Annotated in this window: 13 protein-coding genes and 1 CRISPR repeat array; of the genes, 8 read left to right on the top strand and 5 right to left on the bottom strand. The window is 60.0% G+C overall.

Annotated elements, in window-relative coordinates; all coding sequences use genetic code 11:
* Positions 1-81 precede the first annotated feature (81 nt).
* Positions 82-1176 (bottom strand): ABC transporter substrate-binding protein, encoded by a 1095-nt coding sequence (locus KBX13_RS11235; protein ID WP_256022241.1) that lies wholly within the window; start codon positions 1174-1176, stop codon positions 82-84.
* Positions 1177-2080: 904 nt separating this feature from the next.
* Here KBX13_RS11235 and KBX13_RS11230 point away from each other — a divergent pair.
* Together KBX13_RS11230 and KBX13_RS11225 are read left to right on the top strand one after the other, a co-directional pair.
* Positions 2081-2317 (top strand): hypothetical protein, encoded by a 237-nt coding sequence (locus tag KBX13_RS11230; protein WP_256022240.1) that lies wholly within the window; start codon positions 2081-2083, stop codon positions 2315-2317.
* Positions 2318-2321: 4 nt separating this feature from the next.
* Positions 2322-3041: a DUF981 family protein gene (locus tag KBX13_RS11225; RefSeq protein ID WP_256005789.1), complete on the top strand. Its 720-nt coding sequence runs from the start codon at positions 2322-2324 to the stop codon at positions 3039-3041.
* Here KBX13_RS11225 and KBX13_RS11220 read toward each other — a convergent pair.
* Together KBX13_RS11220 and KBX13_RS11215 are read right to left on the bottom strand one after the other, a co-directional pair.
* Positions 3038-3799 (bottom strand): HtaA domain-containing protein, encoded by a 762-nt coding sequence (locus KBX13_RS11220; protein WP_256022238.1) that lies wholly within the window; start codon positions 3797-3799, stop codon positions 3038-3040. The two genes, KBX13_RS11225 and KBX13_RS11220, sit on opposite strands and share 4 nt — an antisense overlap.
* 32 nt (positions 3800-3831) lie before the next feature.
* Positions 3832-4971 carry an NADP-dependent malic enzyme gene (locus KBX13_RS11215; protein ID WP_256022237.1) on the bottom strand — a complete coding sequence of 380 codons (1140 nt, stop codon included), beginning with the start codon at positions 4969-4971 and terminating at the stop codon, positions 3832-3834.
* Between the two features lie 164 nt (positions 4972-5135).
* Between KBX13_RS11215 and KBX13_RS11210 the strand changes: the two genes are divergently transcribed.
* From KBX13_RS11210 to KBX13_RS11200, 3 genes are all read left to right on the top strand, one after another.
* Positions 5136-6119: a hypothetical protein gene (locus KBX13_RS11210; RefSeq protein ID WP_256022235.1), complete on the top strand. Its 984-nt coding sequence runs from the start codon at positions 5136-5138 to the stop codon at positions 6117-6119.
* Positions 6120-6326: 207 nt separating this feature from the next.
* Positions 6327-8213, top strand: coding sequence for a hypothetical protein (locus KBX13_RS11205; RefSeq protein WP_256022233.1), 1887 nt, complete (start codon positions 6327-6329; stop codon positions 8211-8213).
* Between the two features lie 24 nt (positions 8214-8237).
* Positions 8238-8903, top strand: a complete 666-nt coding sequence (locus KBX13_RS11200) for a hypothetical protein (RefSeq protein WP_256022231.1) — start codon at positions 8238-8240, stop codon at positions 8901-8903.
* 37 nt (positions 8904-8940) lie between these two features.
* On the opposite strand, the gene KBX13_RS11195 is transcribed toward KBX13_RS11200, so the two are convergent.
* The gene (locus tag KBX13_RS11195) at positions 8941-9891 is read right to left on the bottom strand and encodes a hypothetical protein (protein ID WP_256022230.1); all 951 of its coding nucleotides are present in this window, start codon (positions 9889-9891) and stop codon (positions 8941-8943) included.
* Between the two features lie 9 nt (positions 9892-9900).
* Positions 9901-10632 (bottom strand): hypothetical protein, encoded by a 732-nt coding sequence (locus tag KBX13_RS11190; protein ID WP_256022228.1) that lies wholly within the window; start codon positions 10630-10632, stop codon positions 9901-9903.
* Here KBX13_RS11190 and KBX13_RS11185 point away from each other — a divergent pair.
* The 3 genes from KBX13_RS11185 to KBX13_RS11175 all read left to right on the top strand — a co-directional run bounded on the left by KBX13_RS11185 (position 10631) and on the right by KBX13_RS11175 (position 13918).
* The gene (locus KBX13_RS11185) at positions 10631-11707 is read left to right on the top strand and encodes a hypothetical protein (protein WP_256022227.1); all 1077 of its coding nucleotides are present in this window, start codon (positions 10631-10633) and stop codon (positions 11705-11707) included. The two genes, KBX13_RS11190 and KBX13_RS11185, sit on opposite strands and share 2 nt — an antisense overlap.
* 130 nt (positions 11708-11837) lie before the next feature.
* Positions 11838-12272 (top strand): DUF2871 domain-containing protein, encoded by a 435-nt coding sequence (locus KBX13_RS11180; protein ID WP_256022225.1) that lies wholly within the window; start codon positions 11838-11840, stop codon positions 12270-12272.
* Positions 12273-12274: 2 nt separating this feature from the next.
* Positions 12275-13918, top strand: coding sequence for an MFS transporter (locus tag KBX13_RS11175; protein ID WP_256022224.1), 1644 nt, complete (start codon positions 12275-12277; stop codon positions 13916-13918).
* Positions 13919-14019: 101 nt separating this feature from the next.
* A CRISPR array of direct repeats spans positions 14020-14783; the repeat unit is 36 nt; unit sequence CCCTCAATGAAAGGCCGCTCCCGAAAGAGCGGCGAT.
* Positions 14784-14824 lie beyond the last annotated feature (41 nt).

The raw sequence follows: 14824 nt of genomic DNA, 5'->3' as shown, positions 1-14824 counted from the left end.
CGAGCACTGTCCCGCCGTAGGCCCAGGCAGGACCTGGAATCCATATCCAAAAAAGCACACATTTTGTCGCTTAACCCTTTTTTAAGCCGCCGGGCCCTCGCCGTCCAGGATCCGCTGCGCGTCCTCGGTGCTCAGCTCGTATCCGTAGAACGTTGAGTAGAATTGTTGCGTCTCAGCAACCAGGTCGACGTCCTCAAACTTCTCCGGGTGGAACAGCTTCGCTGCCCACAGCAGCTGCAGCGCTTCCTCCGCCGAGTAGCGGCCCCAGTTCGACGTCCCCACCGGGTTCTTCACCACGTTGCCCTGCTTCACCGCAGGCACGTTCGCCAGTGCAGGATCATTCACCAGCTTATCGACGCCCAGCTGCGCCTCCATACCGCCCACGATGATGAAGTCCGGAGCGGCGTCGACAATGTCTTGCGGGGTGACGGTCGTGACGTCCACAACCTCCTCGATCACATTGCGAGCCCCCGTCGCTGCAATCCACTCCCCCACCAGGGAGTCCGGCCCGTCCGCCTGCGTGACGTCATCCCCGCCAACGACGTGCAGCACCTTCGGCTTCTTCTCCCCCGGCATGCCGCCCAGGCGGTCCGCGACCATCTTCAGGTTGCGCTCCATGTAGCTCACGTACTCGGTCGCCTTCTGGTCGGCCTCCTCGGTGCCCAGCGCGTTCGCCGTAATGCGTACCGACTTCATCAGCTGCTCAAAGTCATCAAAGTCGACCCTCGCCGCCGGGATCCCCTGCGCCTGCGCAGCCTCTACCTGTTCCTTCGAGGAGGTCAGCAGCATCTCCGGGTCGGCCTTCTTCAGCTCTTCCACGTTGAGCCGGGTTCCCGATGCCGGCGTCGGCAGCTCAGTCACGTGCGGGTAGATCTTCGTCAGCCATGGCAGCCGCTTCGCTTCCTCAGTGGTAGCCACCAGGGTGTCCCCGCCGCCGAGCATGAGCACGAACTGGTTATTCACGTCCCACGTGTCCGCCAACCGCGTCACCTGCTTCGGCACCCTCACGTCTGTGCCGTCGATGTCCGTGAGCAGGCGGGTCGTGTCCTCCTGGGTGGTGGTCGCTGTGGTCTCTGTTGCAGTCTTGGCTGTGTTTTCTGCTGAGTTTTCGGCGGTGCACCCGGTGACCAGCAGTGTTGCGGTCAACAACGTTGCGGCTACGGCGTGGTGACGCATAGGAAAAGACTCCTTCTTAGGGGTTGTGATTACGCCAGCAGTGTACCCACCGACACCCCCATGCCCGAACCCGCCCCTCCCCGCGCACCAAATTCCCTCACGCAGTCTCAACGACCTGGTCTTTTGCCAACGTCGCTTCCCAAAAACCAGGAATGTGGTGTCGTATCTCGGCGTGCCAGTGCCAAACAACGCAACCGATAACCTCTAGCACATTTATGACCTGCGGAAATGCGGAGGCCGGAATTCAAACATGCGTCTCTTGGCACTGAGGCCTCTGCGTACGCACCACATTCCCACCTGGCCAACCCCCCGACCTGGGCTTTTGCCAACGCTGCTTCCCAAAATCCAGGAATTTGGTGTCAGTCCGTGCTTGGTGCGCACCACATTCCCTCACACAGTCTCAGCGACCTGGGCTTTTGTCAACGCCGCTTCCCAAAATCCAGGAATGTGGTGTCGTATCTCGGCGTGCCAGTGCCAAACAACGCAACCGATAACATCTAGCACATTTATGACCTGAGGAAATGTGGAGGCCGGAATTCAAACATGCGTCTCTTGGCACTGAGGCCTCTGTGTACGCACCACATTCCCTCACGCAGTCTCAACGACCTGGTCTTTTGCCGACGCCGCTTCCCAAAATCCAGGAATTTGGTGCGGGAACCTCGAAAAGAAAAAGAGTGAACCCCCTGCGCTCTCGCACTCGAAAATGGGGGGGGTGTTGAGTGCTCAACCGGACTCGGGGGGAATCCGTGGGCAGGAGGCTCGACATTTATTATAGCCAAATTTTCTCCCTTGTAAAGCCCGCGGGAAAAGAAGCAAATAATCCAAGGTAAACGCCATAATTAGGGTATCCTCATTTTTTAGCAGTACGTGCGTACTGCAGTTCTTGAGTGAAAGTAGGACAACTATGCATGTAGGCAAAGAGCTGGTGTCGGTTGATGATCAGACGCAGCGGTGGGCGTCGAAACTTCTCACGGCGAGTTGGGTGCTACTGACGTTCTTTGTCGTGGTCGGTGGGCTGTTTTTCTGGGTCATGGGCGGCGTGAAGGGTGAGGACCTTGGGGCGCTGACGTGGACGATTGCCTTTTGCTCGATGATTGCGTTGATGACGATTCGTCAGTACTTGTTGGCGGAGAGGAGCTAGGGCCATGTTGATGCAAGGTATTACGTACAACACGACGATGGGGCTGGTCGTCGGTGTAATTATGTTGATGGTGCCGCTGTTTATGCGTGCGTTGCAGAAAGCCGGAGACCGCTCAGTGTCTGGGTTTGGCTGGGCGTTCGTGTTCCTCGGTGCGTTTCTCGGGATGACGGGTGTGCATATGATGCTCACGTGGCCGCTGGAACAGATCGAGGGTGTGTTCTGTTGTGCGGTCGATAATGTGACGTTTGGTGAACCGGCCGCATTTTATGGTGTGATGACACTTATCGTTGGTGTTGCCGTGCTTCGCGCAGAGGATCGTGCTGACCGCGGTATTCGTGATTTGGACTGGGTGGCTACGCTCCGCCCGATTCTGTATGTGGCTGCGGTCGGTGGGTTTGGCCTGATCATGTTTGGTATCGCCGGGATGCATTTTGGTCAGTGGCGTCCACCAGAGGTTGAGCCGATTGCGCGTTTGTTGGCGGGCTCGATGCTTGAGCCGTTTATGGTGTTTACCTTGTATGTGGGTACGGGGCTTTCGGCGTTGCTTTCCCCGTTCGTGCTGACCAGCCCGGTTGCCCGGAAGGTGTTTGTGCCGGTGACGTTCATCATCGGCATGATGTGGGTGTTCCTCGGCCTGACCCTGTTTTACGGCCACGTTGGGTTCTTCCCGTGGCCGTTGCAGGGTGGCGGTGAGATGCACCCGGTGGGTGAACCACTGTTTTAGAACGGCAGCTTCACAGGCAGGTCGAACGGCAGTAGGTCCTTCAGTGGCCCTGCTACGACGGCCACGATGGCACCGAGAGCCGCCAGGACGCCGAGGGCGATGCCTGCGGCTTTGAGCTTGTCCTCGGTGTCGATGTCGAGGCGGGAGCTCAGGTCGGCCTTTCCGAAGGTCAGGTTGAGGTCAGCCTTGGCGTCGGACGGAGTCTCACCGGCTTTGAGGCCGAGTGGCGTGATGCCGACGCCGTAGGTGACAGGGCGGGCCTTGGCGGCAAAGTTGGGCTGCGATGGGTCGATGGCGTTGTCGAGTTGGAAGGTGCCCAGGACTACGTCGTTGTGTTCGCGTTCGATGACCGTTCCGGATTCGATGTCGCCGGTGATGGTGGCGTTGGTGCCGGTGATGGTGATTTTGATGTCGTCGATGTCGACCTTGGGGGCGCCGGTGCCGTGCAGTTTCAGTTCGCCGTCGAAGTGGAGGACGCCGTTGCCGTTGGCGTCGAGGCGGGTGTCAGCGACGTCGAGGGGGAAGGTGACCAGGTTGGCGTTCGGATCGAAGACGGCTTGGTCCTTGGCGTAGACGCCGGCACCGGTCACCAGGTTGGCGTTCTTGTTCAGTTTCTGCAGGAGGGACTGCTTGATTGGCCAGGTGAAGGTGCCGCTGGCGACTTGGGTGGCAGCGGTGGCAGCGGTGGCTTGTGGGGCGATGAGCGTGGATGCGGCGATGGCAATTGCGGCGCCGCTAGCAAGTGCAGTGTTCTTCATACTGCGACTATCGCCCCCTGCTACCTGTTCTGTTACACCGCTTCCGCGACCGCCTTCGCGACGGCCGGTGCCACGCGGGGGTCGAGTGCTTGGGGGACGATGTTGTGGGCGGTGGGGGCGTCGATAAGTGAGGCGATGGCTTCGGAGGCGGCGAGCAGCATGGGGCGGGTGATGCGGGTGGCGCCGGCGTCGATGGCGCCGCGGAAGATGCCGGGGAACGCGAGGACGTTGTTGATCTGGTTGGGCATGTCCGAGCGCCCCGTTGCGACGACCCCTCCGTGCCGCCGCGCGACTTCCGGATCGATTTCCGGGGTGGGGTTGGCCAGCGAGAACAGGATCGGTGCCTCAGACATGAGGAGGACTTGCTCCTCGGTGATGTGGCCGCGCGAGAGGCCGATGAAGGTGTCCGCGCCGCGGAGGGCGTCGTCGACGGCGGTGTGGATGTTGCGGGGGTTGGTGCGCGCGGCGAGGGACTGTTTGATGGGGGTGAGGCCGGCGCGGTCGGCGTGGATGGGGCCTTGGGAGTCGAGGACGATGATGTCGCGGATGCCGGCGTGGAGCAGCATGTCGACGCATGCGATGCCCGCGGCGCCGGCGCCGGAGATGACAACGCGCAGGTCGGTGAGGGTGCGGTCGAGGACGCGCGCGGCGTTGCGCAGTGCTGCATAGATGACGACGGCGGTGCCGTGCTGGTCGTCGTGCATGACGGGGATGTTGAGGCGTTCGTCGAGGCGGCGTTCGATGTCGAAGCAGCGTGGCGCGGCGATGTCTTCGAGGTTGATGGCCGCGAAGGAGGGCGCGATTCGCACGACGGTGTCGACGATTTCGTCGACGTCGTGGGTATCGAGGACGATTGGGAAGGAGTTCAGTCCGGCGAACTGCTGGAAGAGCTGGGCTTTGCCCTCCATGACGGGCAGGGATGCTTGGGGGCCGATGTCGCCGAGTCCGAGGACCGCGGTGCCGTCGGTGACGACGGCGACGGTGTTCCCTGCGCCCGTGTAGCGACGCGCCTGGGCGGGGTCCTGCGCGATGGCTTCGCAGACTTCCGCTACCCCCGGCGTGTAGCAGATGGCGAGATCGCGCATGGTGCTCACCTCCATCGTGGAGGTGATGGAGAGCTTTCCGCCCTCGTGAGCTGCGAAGATTTCCTCGGTTGTTGGCTGTTCCTGCATGATTTCCCTTTCATCATCCTAAAGATTGACCCCATAGTACAGCGGTGGTGTGCCCGGGTCTATGGGTTAACCCCGGTGTGTTTCACGTGAAACATGAGAAACGTAGCGGTGGACTAGACTAAGATGTCTTTAACTATGTTGCTTTTCACCCAAAAGGAGCGCAGGTGCAACGCGCAACTAAACTCGGAGCTGTAGCGCTAGCCGCAACGCTGGCGCTAGCGGGCGCCGCCGCTCCCAACGCTGCTGCGGACCTCAGTTCCGTGCGCTACACCGCCGGCGTCGTGGTGAACCAGGGTGATGTTGTTGAGGTGGGCATCACGAAGTGCCAGGTCGGCTATGTCGACGCGGCATCGAAAACTGCGTACGTCGCGCGCCACTGCTTCTCACAGGACGCGGGAGAGATCCTGTACAAGAAGAGTCAAGCGGTGGGCTACAGCACTCGCGCCGGGCTTATCGACGCCCGCTTCAAAAACGACGACGTCATGGCCGTGCGACTGTACGAGGATATCATCGCAGGCCAGAACCTGTTTTCGGGCGATGCAATTGCCGATTACGACTCCCTCGAAGCCGACATGGAAGTGTGCGCGAACTCAGTGAAGCAACGCAAGGTTGTGTGCGGGCATATCCAGGGCGCGGGCGACGGCGTGATCAAAGTCGAGGCCGACGAGACCTTCATCCAGGGCGACTCGGGCGGGCCCGCCTGGCTCGTGGACGAGGACCACAATCCGGTGTCCTTCCTCGGCGTGATTTCGCAAACCAGCACCGTCGAAGCCCCACCGAGCAAGACCTGGTACGAGTGGAAAATCACCTCTGTGACCAATAAGTCCTGCAAAGCCAGCACGCAGGCGCCCACGTACCTCGCAGCCAAGCCGAAGTCGTGCGGCATTCACGACGACGCCCCCGGCCTCCTCGCACCCGCCACCGCTACCCGACCACCTGGGCTGCCGTGGACCCAGCGGGCGGCCAACGAGTTTGAGGTGTTGTCCGCGAAGATCAAGGCCGGGGAACCCCTGAGCCGTCAGCAGGAGGACATGGTCCTTGGGCTCACGCTGTCGATCGTGATCGGCATCGCAGGGCTGGGCCTCTACGGTGCCTACCTGCTGGGCGAGCCCATGATCGCGCAGTTCGTGGATGGGCTCAAGTTGTAAAGAAAACTCATTCGTTTACAAGGGGACGAGTGGTGGAAGGCGTATGGTCGAGGCCAAGCGGTGTTTATTTTTACCGTGTCATTGTTTCGCCCTATTCTCTTTGTTTGCGAGAACCCTTCTTAAAGAGAGTTAAGGGCTCTTGCAACTTTGGTACAGTAGATGTCGGGTTGTTAGCTTGTCACAATCACTTCTACCGAAAGGGTAGCTGTGCCTAAAACTTTAATCCGACTGGCCGCGATGGTCTCGAGTATCCTTCTCGCTACTTCATTTGGTTCGCCAGCTCGTGCTCAATCTTTCCCGCAATTAGAAAGCTCGTTGACTAATAGCGATGTTGCAGGTTATGAGACCCCAACGGACGACCTGTCAACTAGCGACAGTGGCTTTTACGTTCCGGACGATGGCATGAGTGGTCCTTTCGCAAAGTGGGGCTTCCCCACCCCGCCCGGAGCTGAAGACTATCAGGTTAATGAGGTGTCTGATGACGATCTTGACCCACACGGCCTGGAGGGATGGCATTCCACGAGCTATCCGAAAGAGACGATAGTTGAAGGCCAGATGCGCTCTGATTACGAGGCGATCCCAGAGGATTTCAGCAAGGTCGATGCGGACAACGCAGAGACGACTGAGGCTTATTTGCAGTCGACAGAGGTTTCTAACCTGCGGGCTGCGGCGGGATGCAGCGTTTACTGGCCATCCTGGTTCAAGGTCTGTGGGGCGATCAAAATCAAGTATGACCAGATCGGGGGTCCGGCGAGTTTCCTTAATCTGCCGAAGTCTAACGAAAAGACCAATCCGGACGGCGTAGGCAAGCGTTCGGAATTTCTTAACGGATACATCTACTGGCATCCTAAAACCGGTGCACATAGCGTCAGCATTCCTGTCTCGAAAGTCTGGCAGCGCCATGGCTGGGAACAAGGATTCCTCGGCTACCCCACCACTAGTGACATGGCTCTAGGGGACCAGTGGTTCAAGCAGGACTTCCAGGGGGGTCACGTCTACACCCACAATGCACTGCCAGCTTCGCAGGCCAGCATACAGGGCGCGATCTACGATAAGTGGCAATCCATGGGAGCTCAAAACAGCGAGCTTGGTTACCCTATAAGTGATGAACTGACCACTCCAGATGGAATTGGACGTTATAACGTCTTTGAGGGTGGCATGATCTACTGGACCCCCGCGGTGGGAGCGCATGCGGTTCGGGGCGGGATACTGGCTTCGTGGGCTGCGCAAGGCTACCAAGCCAGTGGCTACGGCTATCCTGTCGAGGATATGTTCATCAACGATCAAGGAGTTCAACAGCAACGTTTCGAGGGTGGGGTTCTTTATGCGGACCCCAATGTGTTTTGGCAGCCGTTCTCATGCTTCAATGCTGTTGCTCGAATCGCAGCAGAGTACGGAATTCTAGACGGAGTGCAATTTATGTGCTCAAACCGTGGAATTTCATTTAGTGCTAATGGTAACAACTACTTTGGAATGCCCACGGTGAAAGATGTTGCTAAAAATTTGCCGGTCACCGAATTACGAGCTGTGGCAGGAGCGATAGAACCCAAAGGGGTAGAATGTGATGTGTACGCATCAGGTCAAATTTGGGGACCATACCGCTATTCAGACTACAGGATCAGTAAAAAGATCGAATTTTGTATTGGGGAAACAAAACCAATATCACCGGTCGCACCTATTGAACCCAAATGGTCGCGGGCCTTTGGGTGGACTATTACTGACAAGTTAACTCAACGAAGGCATGGAGAAGTGATCACGAGTGTCAATAATTTGGATTTACCGGACTTCACTTTCCAGCTTGGTACCCGCTTGAGGAATGATCGTCGCTTGCGCCTAGACGGAACAGGAGAGGAGATAACCGGCGAAGTTACCCGGCCTGGTCTAAACAATGCAAGCCGCTTTCCGTACGACATTCCTAAAGAAGCTGGAACATATTTTACGGAGGTAGATGGCATCGGCCTTGCGATTCCCGAATGGGGTTATAAAGCCAGTTATGGTGGGTATAGGTTTGCGATCGGCCGATTTGAATGCCCTCGATACACCTTTAACGGAAAACTCTGTGTTTTCACTAATCCTGTTGACGATCACACATAGACGATGTTGGAAGGAAGACTGAACATGCATAGTCCGCTGTGGGATGACTTCTGCGAAAACCAGGGGCTTACCGAGTTCGAAGATATTACAGACCTGAGTGCTTCTGGCGTGCTGAGAAGCCTCATGATGCACAACACCTCGACGGAGGTGACGTTCGATTGCATGAAATACAGCGGAGGTACCACGGACGCCGAGGGCCCGTTCACTGATTTCGAGGTGTACCGTGTGCATTCCTATCCCGCTCAGTCTGAGCACATCTACTTTTGCGACGGCGAGAAAATCGATCACACTGGTCCGGAAGTTCGCAACAATCAACTGATCCACCGAGCCCAACACACGTCAGGCTGTGGGTGGCCAACTGTGCTGTTGTACTACCAGGGATACCCTGAGTTTTGGGGACACAGTTTTAAGACACCACCGTACGTGCACTACCCACGCTCGTTTACCCGAGCAGGAAAACCACTGGAACAAGGCCGTTACATCAGAGTTGTGAGCTACTCCGACGAGGAGATGCAGGGGCTTCAAATGTGGAAGGAAGCCGTCATCGATACGGAATTTTCGATGGCGGTCCTCTTCGCTCGCCACTACGGATCCGAAATCGACGATGTGTGGACCATGCTTCACATCGACGAGCGGCACGACCGCCGGTGGCCAGAACACAAAATAGCTGACTACCACTGGTCGTTCTAGGAGGAACGCGTTTCAGCCGCTGAGGAGCCAGGGAGGCCTAGCGCACGTCCTCCTTGCTCAGCGCTGCTGCCGAGCCACCAGCGCCATTCTTCGGGCTGCAGGTTGGCTTCATATTGGCGCCGATGTTCTCTTCCCACGGAAAGCGGAAGCCGCGCGCACAACCCCAGCCGGTATCGGGTGCGGTGTAGAACTGGGCTTGTCCCTGTGGCGATCCACCCTTCGGAGAGCCGGATAGGTAGTCCTCAAACGTTGCTAGCGCCGCCGGGCAGTCGGTGCCGTCCTCGAGGGCGATGATGCCGTACCCGCGCTCGAGGGAACCGCAGTAGGAGCCCTCGGAGGCGTTTTTACCTGCAGGTTTGGTGGCGTCGGCGAGTGGTGGCGTACTAGCCGAGAACTGGCCGTCCTCCATGGTGAAGGTATGTATGCCGCGCGTGACGGTAACCTTGGAGCCCTGATTCTCAAAGGTGAACCCATTGATGGTGGTTGTTTCGCCGGGTGCGAGGGGGTGAACGTCTGTCTCAAGTGGGGTTGCCAGCGTTCCGATTGGTTCGAAGCCGACAGCCGGTTGATAGCTGACCGCATTTGGAAGCTGCTGACCGGAAAACTCGTCGGAATTCTTCAGCGCAGGTGCGGGTTCACTGAACTCTGCCATGCACCAAAAGTTCTTTGTAGATGTTTCCGGAAGGCAATACATGTCTTGGTCAGGCATGCCGATGTAGTAGTCAAATCCACCCACGCCATAGGCGAACTCCTCCCCATCGACTTCCGTCAACTTGCCGGACTTCTCCCGCTTCGGGGACTTCGACGGCTTTGCCGAAGGCGACGGCGCCTCCTCCGCCGAGCTTTCCTCCCCCGCTGCTTCCGCAGGCGCCGCCTCCGGGGTGGGCCGCTGCGTGATCGTGATCTCCTGCTGCTCGGCAGGCGCGCAGCCCGCCACCAAACCAGCGGCGATACCGAATGCGGCCGCCACTGCGCCAATCTTCTTCATGGCCTTACCTTAACCCGTCCACTTCGCCAGCTGGACGGCACCGGCGTCGCCGGTGATGTCGCGGCACACGGGCATCCCGTCGTGGTCGCGGGAGCTCCACGGGCCGTAGCCGCTCCGGTCGCACTCCCACCCGGTCATGGTCACGCTGTCCGGCGCCACAAACGTGCCGATTGCGGTGGTCGACGCTTCGCAGTCTGTGCCGTCTTCAATCGCAATTACGTCCAGGCCCTCCCCGCTAATAGCGGCCTGCACGGTTCCGCAGTAGTCGCCGACTCGAGCGTTCTGCCCTGCGGAAACATGCTCGGGGTCCTTCAGTGGTGGCGTCGATAAGGTGAGTTCGCCATGTTTCACGTTAAACCAGTGCGCACCCTTCGTCACGATCACTCCGCCGTCCCCGTTGTGTGTGACGGCCCAGTCGCGCCAGCGCGGGTGCTCGTCGGGCTGCAGCTCGTGGCCATACTCAGGGTAGGCGGCGTCGGGGTCGTGGGAGGGAACGAAGCCGACCACCGGGTCGAAGTACAGCCAGTTCGTGGGCTCCCCGAAGTACTCGTTGGGGTACTGGGAGCCGGGGGCGTCGACGAGCTGCATGGTGCAGTCCAGCATTTCCTCGGCGGTGTCGATGGCGCAGTACAGGCCGTGCTCGGGCTCGTAGAAACCGGCGGAGATGTCGGCGGGCTCGTCGTCGCAGCCGACAAGCGCAGCGGCAAGCGCAATTATCGCGCTAATGCTCTTTTTATTCATGCAGGTAGTGTATCGTTTCTTACGTATCGACGCCCCCTCCGCTCACCCAAGCGGCACCCCAAAGGAGCACAACGTGCGAAGCATGAAAACAGTACTGGCAACAACTCTCGTGGCTGGGATGGCGGTGACAGGTTTGACGGTGCCGGCTCAGGCGGAATCCTCGGAGCCTTCGGGTTCGTCGGACTCTTCGGGTTCGTCGAGCAAGCAGAACGGCCCGGTGGTCGTGAACCAGGGGGATGCGGTAGGGCGCCGAAACGGTGAGTGCCAGGTGGGGTACGTCGATAAGAAGTCGCATACTGTGTACCTTGCGCGGCACTGTTTTGGGGAAGCCCCCGGCGAGCTCGTCTACACCAAGGGCAATATTCCGGTGGGCAAGACCACGCGTTCTGCAGTGCCTCCCGAGGATGGAGCTTTTAATTACCTCAACGATGACGTGATGGCAGTACAGCTATTCAGCGACATTGTTGCTGGTGATAATCGCTATTCAGGTGACGCGCTTGCCAGTTACCCTTCGCTGATGAAGGGGATGCGTGCGTGTATGAACTCCCGGCAGATGGGCAAGGTGGTGTGCGGGGTAATTGAAGGTGCAGCTGACGGCGTCACCAGTGTAGTTGCGGACGAGGCCCCGATCTCCGGTGACTCTGGTGGCCCAGGGTGGCTCGTCGATAAGAATGGCGAACCTGCAGGGCTCCTTGGGGTGCTTTCAATCGGCGGGACCCAGAGTTCTACAGAGCAGGCAGGGCGGCGCAAAATCACAAAGCTTACGTGGGAATTCGATTCGCTCACTCACAAGCCGTGCAGAACAAATACCGAATCACCTAAGTTTATGCCGAAGAATCCGTCCTCCTGCGGCCTTCGCGAGGACGCGCCGGGCACATTCACCCCGCTGACGGAAAAGCGTCCGCTCATCAAAAACGAACCTGGGTGGACGTCGAGCCAGTTTGAACAAATCTCTTCGAAGCGCGAGCAGGGCATTGACCTCAACGATGAAGAGCGGCAGGTGCTTATCGAAACGCTAGTGGTTGCCGTCGCCGTGCTGCTTGGCCTCGCGGGGTTCCTTATTACGTCCCGCTAACCCCACTCAACCGATCGGTTGACGCAATGTTCAACCTGCTGCGCGATTACTTTCTGCGGCCGCTCCAGCACCATTGATGGTGTCAATGGATATCCCGCCGGTGTCGGCGGTTGTAGAAGGAGTGTGCAAGGTGCAGAAGTTGTACAGAGCAGCAGTGTTGTACTTGGTGCTTGGTCTGGGCGCGGGGTTGTTCTACCGCGAGTTCACCCGCGCGAATGATTTCCCGGAGGGCCAGTTCACGCAGCTTGGGGTGACGCACACGCACTTGCTGGTGCTCGGGTTCATCATGTCGTTGATTTTCTTGGTGTTGGAGAAGCTGTTCCGGGTGTCGCGGTCGGGCAAGCTGTTCACGTGGTTCTTCTGGGTGTATAACGTCGGCGTGCTCATGACCTCGGGCATGATGGTCTGGCACGGCATCCTCACTGTGCAGGGCAAGGAGTCCACGGCGATGATCGCAGGCATCGCGGGCCTGGGTCACATCGCGATCACGGTTGCGCTTGGCCTGTTTATGGCGGCGCTCGGTCGCGCGCTCAAGACTGTTGAGCCAGAATCAGTAAGGCGCTAGTGATGAGCGAAGTAGAGGTCACCACGCCAACGCGTCGCGACTGGATCAGCCTCGCCGTCCTCTCGGTGGGGCTCGGAGTCATCGTTCTCGACGGCACGATCGTTGGCGTGGCGTTGCCGTCGATAATTACTGACCTCGGCCTGGACCTCACCCAGGCACAGTGGGTGAACAGCCTGTACGCGGTGCTGCTGGCCGCGTTGTTGCTGTCCACGGGCAAGATTGCGGATTCGTGGGGCCGCAAGCGCGCCTTCCTCGTGGGTCTTGGAGTGTTCGTCGCGGGCAGCGTCCTCGCCGGCTTTTCGACGTCCGCCTCGACCCTCATTTCCGCCCGTGCAGTGCAAGCCGTCGGCGCGGCCCTCATCATGCCGTCAACCCTTTCGACGGTAAACGCGGTCTTCCGCGGGAAGTACCGCGCGGCCGCCTTCGGCGTGTGGGGCGCCGTGATCTCGGGCGCCGCCGCGGTCGGCCCCCTGGCCGGTGGCGCACTGACGCAGTGGGTGTCCTGGCACTGGATCTTCCTGGTCAACGTGCCAATCGGCGTGCTCGTCGCCATCGGCGCGGTGCTCACCGTCCGCGAGACCCGCAGCCCCGACAAGCTCCCCGGCATCGACGTCGACGGCGCCCAGCTCAGCGCCATCGCGTTCGGCACTCTCGTCTTCGCCATCATCGAGGCACCCGACCTCGGCTGGTGGACCCCCAAAGAACCTCTGAGCGTGTTCGGCTGGACCTGGCCCACCACCGCCCCGGTCTCCCCCGTCCCCGTCGCACTTGCGATCTCCGCCGTGGCCTTCGCCCTCTTCATCCGCTGGGAGCAGCACCGCCAGCGCGTGGAACGCTCCGCGCTCCTGGACTTGGGCCTGTTCTCCTACTCCACCTTCTCCTGGGGTAACATCACCGCTGGTGCCGTCGCCATCGGCGAGTTCGCCATCATCTTCATCCTGCCGCTCTACCTCATTAATGCGCTGGGCCTGTCCGTCATGTCCGCCGGCCTGGTCCTGGCCGCGATGGCCGTCGGCGCGTTCCTCTCCGGCGCGGCAGCCCGCCACGTCGCCGCCCGCTTCGGCGCGCCGGGCACCGTCCTGATCGGCCTCGCCCTTGAGGTTGTGGGCGTCATCATCCTCGCCCTTATCATGGGCGCCAACACGAGCGGCTGGCTCATCGCAGCCCCACTCACCCTCTACGGCCTCGGCCTCGGCTTGGCGTCGGCGCAGCTCACCGGCACCGTCCTGCGAGACATCCCAGTGCAGCGCTCCGGCCAAGGCTCCGCCACCCAAAGCACCGTCCGCCAAGTCGGTTCGGCCCTGGGCACAGCGGTCTCCGGCTCCGTCTTCTCGATGGCCCTCGCCATCACCCTCCCCAAAACACTGACGGCCGCCGGCATCACCGGCCCCCTTGCCGACGCCACCTCCACCGCCACCCGCCAATCCGCCGGCTCCGCCATCACCCAACTCCGCATGGAAGGCGAAGCCAGCGCATTCGACGACCAAACCGCAGCCGTCGTGCAGGCCCTCAGCGAGGGCATGGCCGACGCCGCCCGCTGGTCCCTCCTCGCCGCCACCGCGTTCCTGGCCCTCGGGTTCGTCGGCGCGCTGCAGGTGCGGAGGGCGGCTGGGGTTTCTTCCGGGGAGGTTGGGGCAAAGGCTTAGGTTCAGGTAGCTCGGGACTACTAATAGAAAAAGGTCGGCACCCGTGAAACCGAGTGCCGACCCTACCGACCTAGGCTTGGGTGAAGTTCGCAACCTCCCTGTCCTCAATGAAAAGCCGCCCCCGAAAGAGCGACGACGTTGATGGGTGCGCCGGAGTCAAAGTCGTTTGCGTCCCCTCAATGAAAGGCCGCTCTCGAAAGAGCGGCGGTAGGGTGGCGAGTTTGCCTTCCCGTTTCAACCGTGCCCCTCAATGAAAGGCCGCTCTCGAAAGAGCGGCGGTGTGCAGCAGGCACAGCAGGCGATTGCTGACGGGCGCAACCCTCAATGAAAGGCCGCTCTCGAAAGAGCGGCGGTATACGTCCCGCAAGCTGGAAATCACCATCGAGCATCACCCTCAATGAAAGGCCGCTCTCGAAAGAGCGGCGGTACACCGACTCGAACACAGCCTTATGCTCATCAGCACGCCCTCAATGAAAGGCCGCTCCCGAAAGAGCGGCGATGCCCGGCTGGCAACTGTGGGGAATGGGCGACTTCGGGCCCCTCAATGAAAGGCCGCTCCCGAAAGAGCGGCGATTCAGCAAATCCAGCGCTTCATCATGCCGCGTCAGCCCCCTCAATGAAAGGCCGCTCCCGAAAGAGCGGCGATCAGATGATTAAGAATCGTGCTGCGGGTCTTCCGATCCGTCCCTCAATGAAAGGCCGCTCCCGAAAGAGCGGCGATAGTGGATAATTTCGAACAGGCCGGGCCCGTAGTTTTCCCCTCAATGAAAGGCCGCTCCCGAAAGAGCGGCGATGACACAGAGAAAAGGGCATCACGTATCCCCATCTCCCCTCAATGAAAGGCCGCTCCCGAAAGAGCGGCGATGCCCGGCTGGCAACTGTGGGGAATGGGCGACTTCGGGCCCC

The sequence above is a fragment of the Corynebacterium sp. CCUG 51687 genome (assembly GCF_024453995.1).
GTDB classification, from domain to species: Bacteria; Actinomycetota; Actinomycetes; order Mycobacteriales; family Mycobacteriaceae; genus Corynebacterium; species Corynebacterium pseudogenitalium.
The sequence above is the reverse complement of the archived record's forward strand: the minus strand, read 5'-3'. Positions and strand labels throughout refer to the sequence as shown.

Bases quoted from the DNA above. Each gene is read 5' to 3' on its own strand.
- KBX13_RS11225 (WP_256005789.1), top strand. From the start codon at position 2,322: ATGTTGATGCAAGGTATTACGTACAACACGACGATGGGGCTGGTCGTC.
- KBX13_RS11190 (WP_256022228.1), bottom strand. From the start codon at position 10,632: ATGAATAAAAAGAGCATTAGCGCGATAATTGCGCTTGCCGCTGCGCTT.
- KBX13_RS11230 (WP_256022240.1), top strand. From the start codon at position 2,081: ATGCATGTAGGCAAAGAGCTGGTGTCGGTTGATGATCAGACGCAGCGG.
- KBX13_RS11220 (WP_256022238.1), bottom strand. From the start codon at position 3,799: ATGAAGAACACTGCACTTGCTAGCGGCGCCGCAATTGCCATCGCCGCA.
- KBX13_RS11185 (WP_256022227.1), top strand. From the start codon at position 10,631: ATGCAGGTAGTGTATCGTTTCTTACGTATCGACGCCCCCTCCGCTCAC.
- KBX13_RS11195 (WP_256022230.1), bottom strand. From the start codon at position 9,891: ATGAAGAAGATTGGCGCAGTGGCGGCCGCATTCGGTATCGCCGCTGGT.
- KBX13_RS11235 (WP_256022241.1), bottom strand. From the start codon at position 1,176: ATGCGTCACCACGCCGTAGCCGCAACGTTGTTGACCGCAACACTGCTG.
- KBX13_RS11200 (WP_256022231.1), top strand. From the start codon at position 8,238: ATGCATAGTCCGCTGTGGGATGACTTCTGCGAAAACCAGGGGCTTACC.
- KBX13_RS11215 (WP_256022237.1), bottom strand. From the start codon at position 4,971: ATGCAGGAACAGCCAACAACCGAGGAAATCTTCGCAGCTCACGAGGGC.
- KBX13_RS11175 (WP_256022224.1), top strand. From the start codon at position 12,275: ATGAGCGAAGTAGAGGTCACCACGCCAACGCGTCGCGACTGGATCAGC.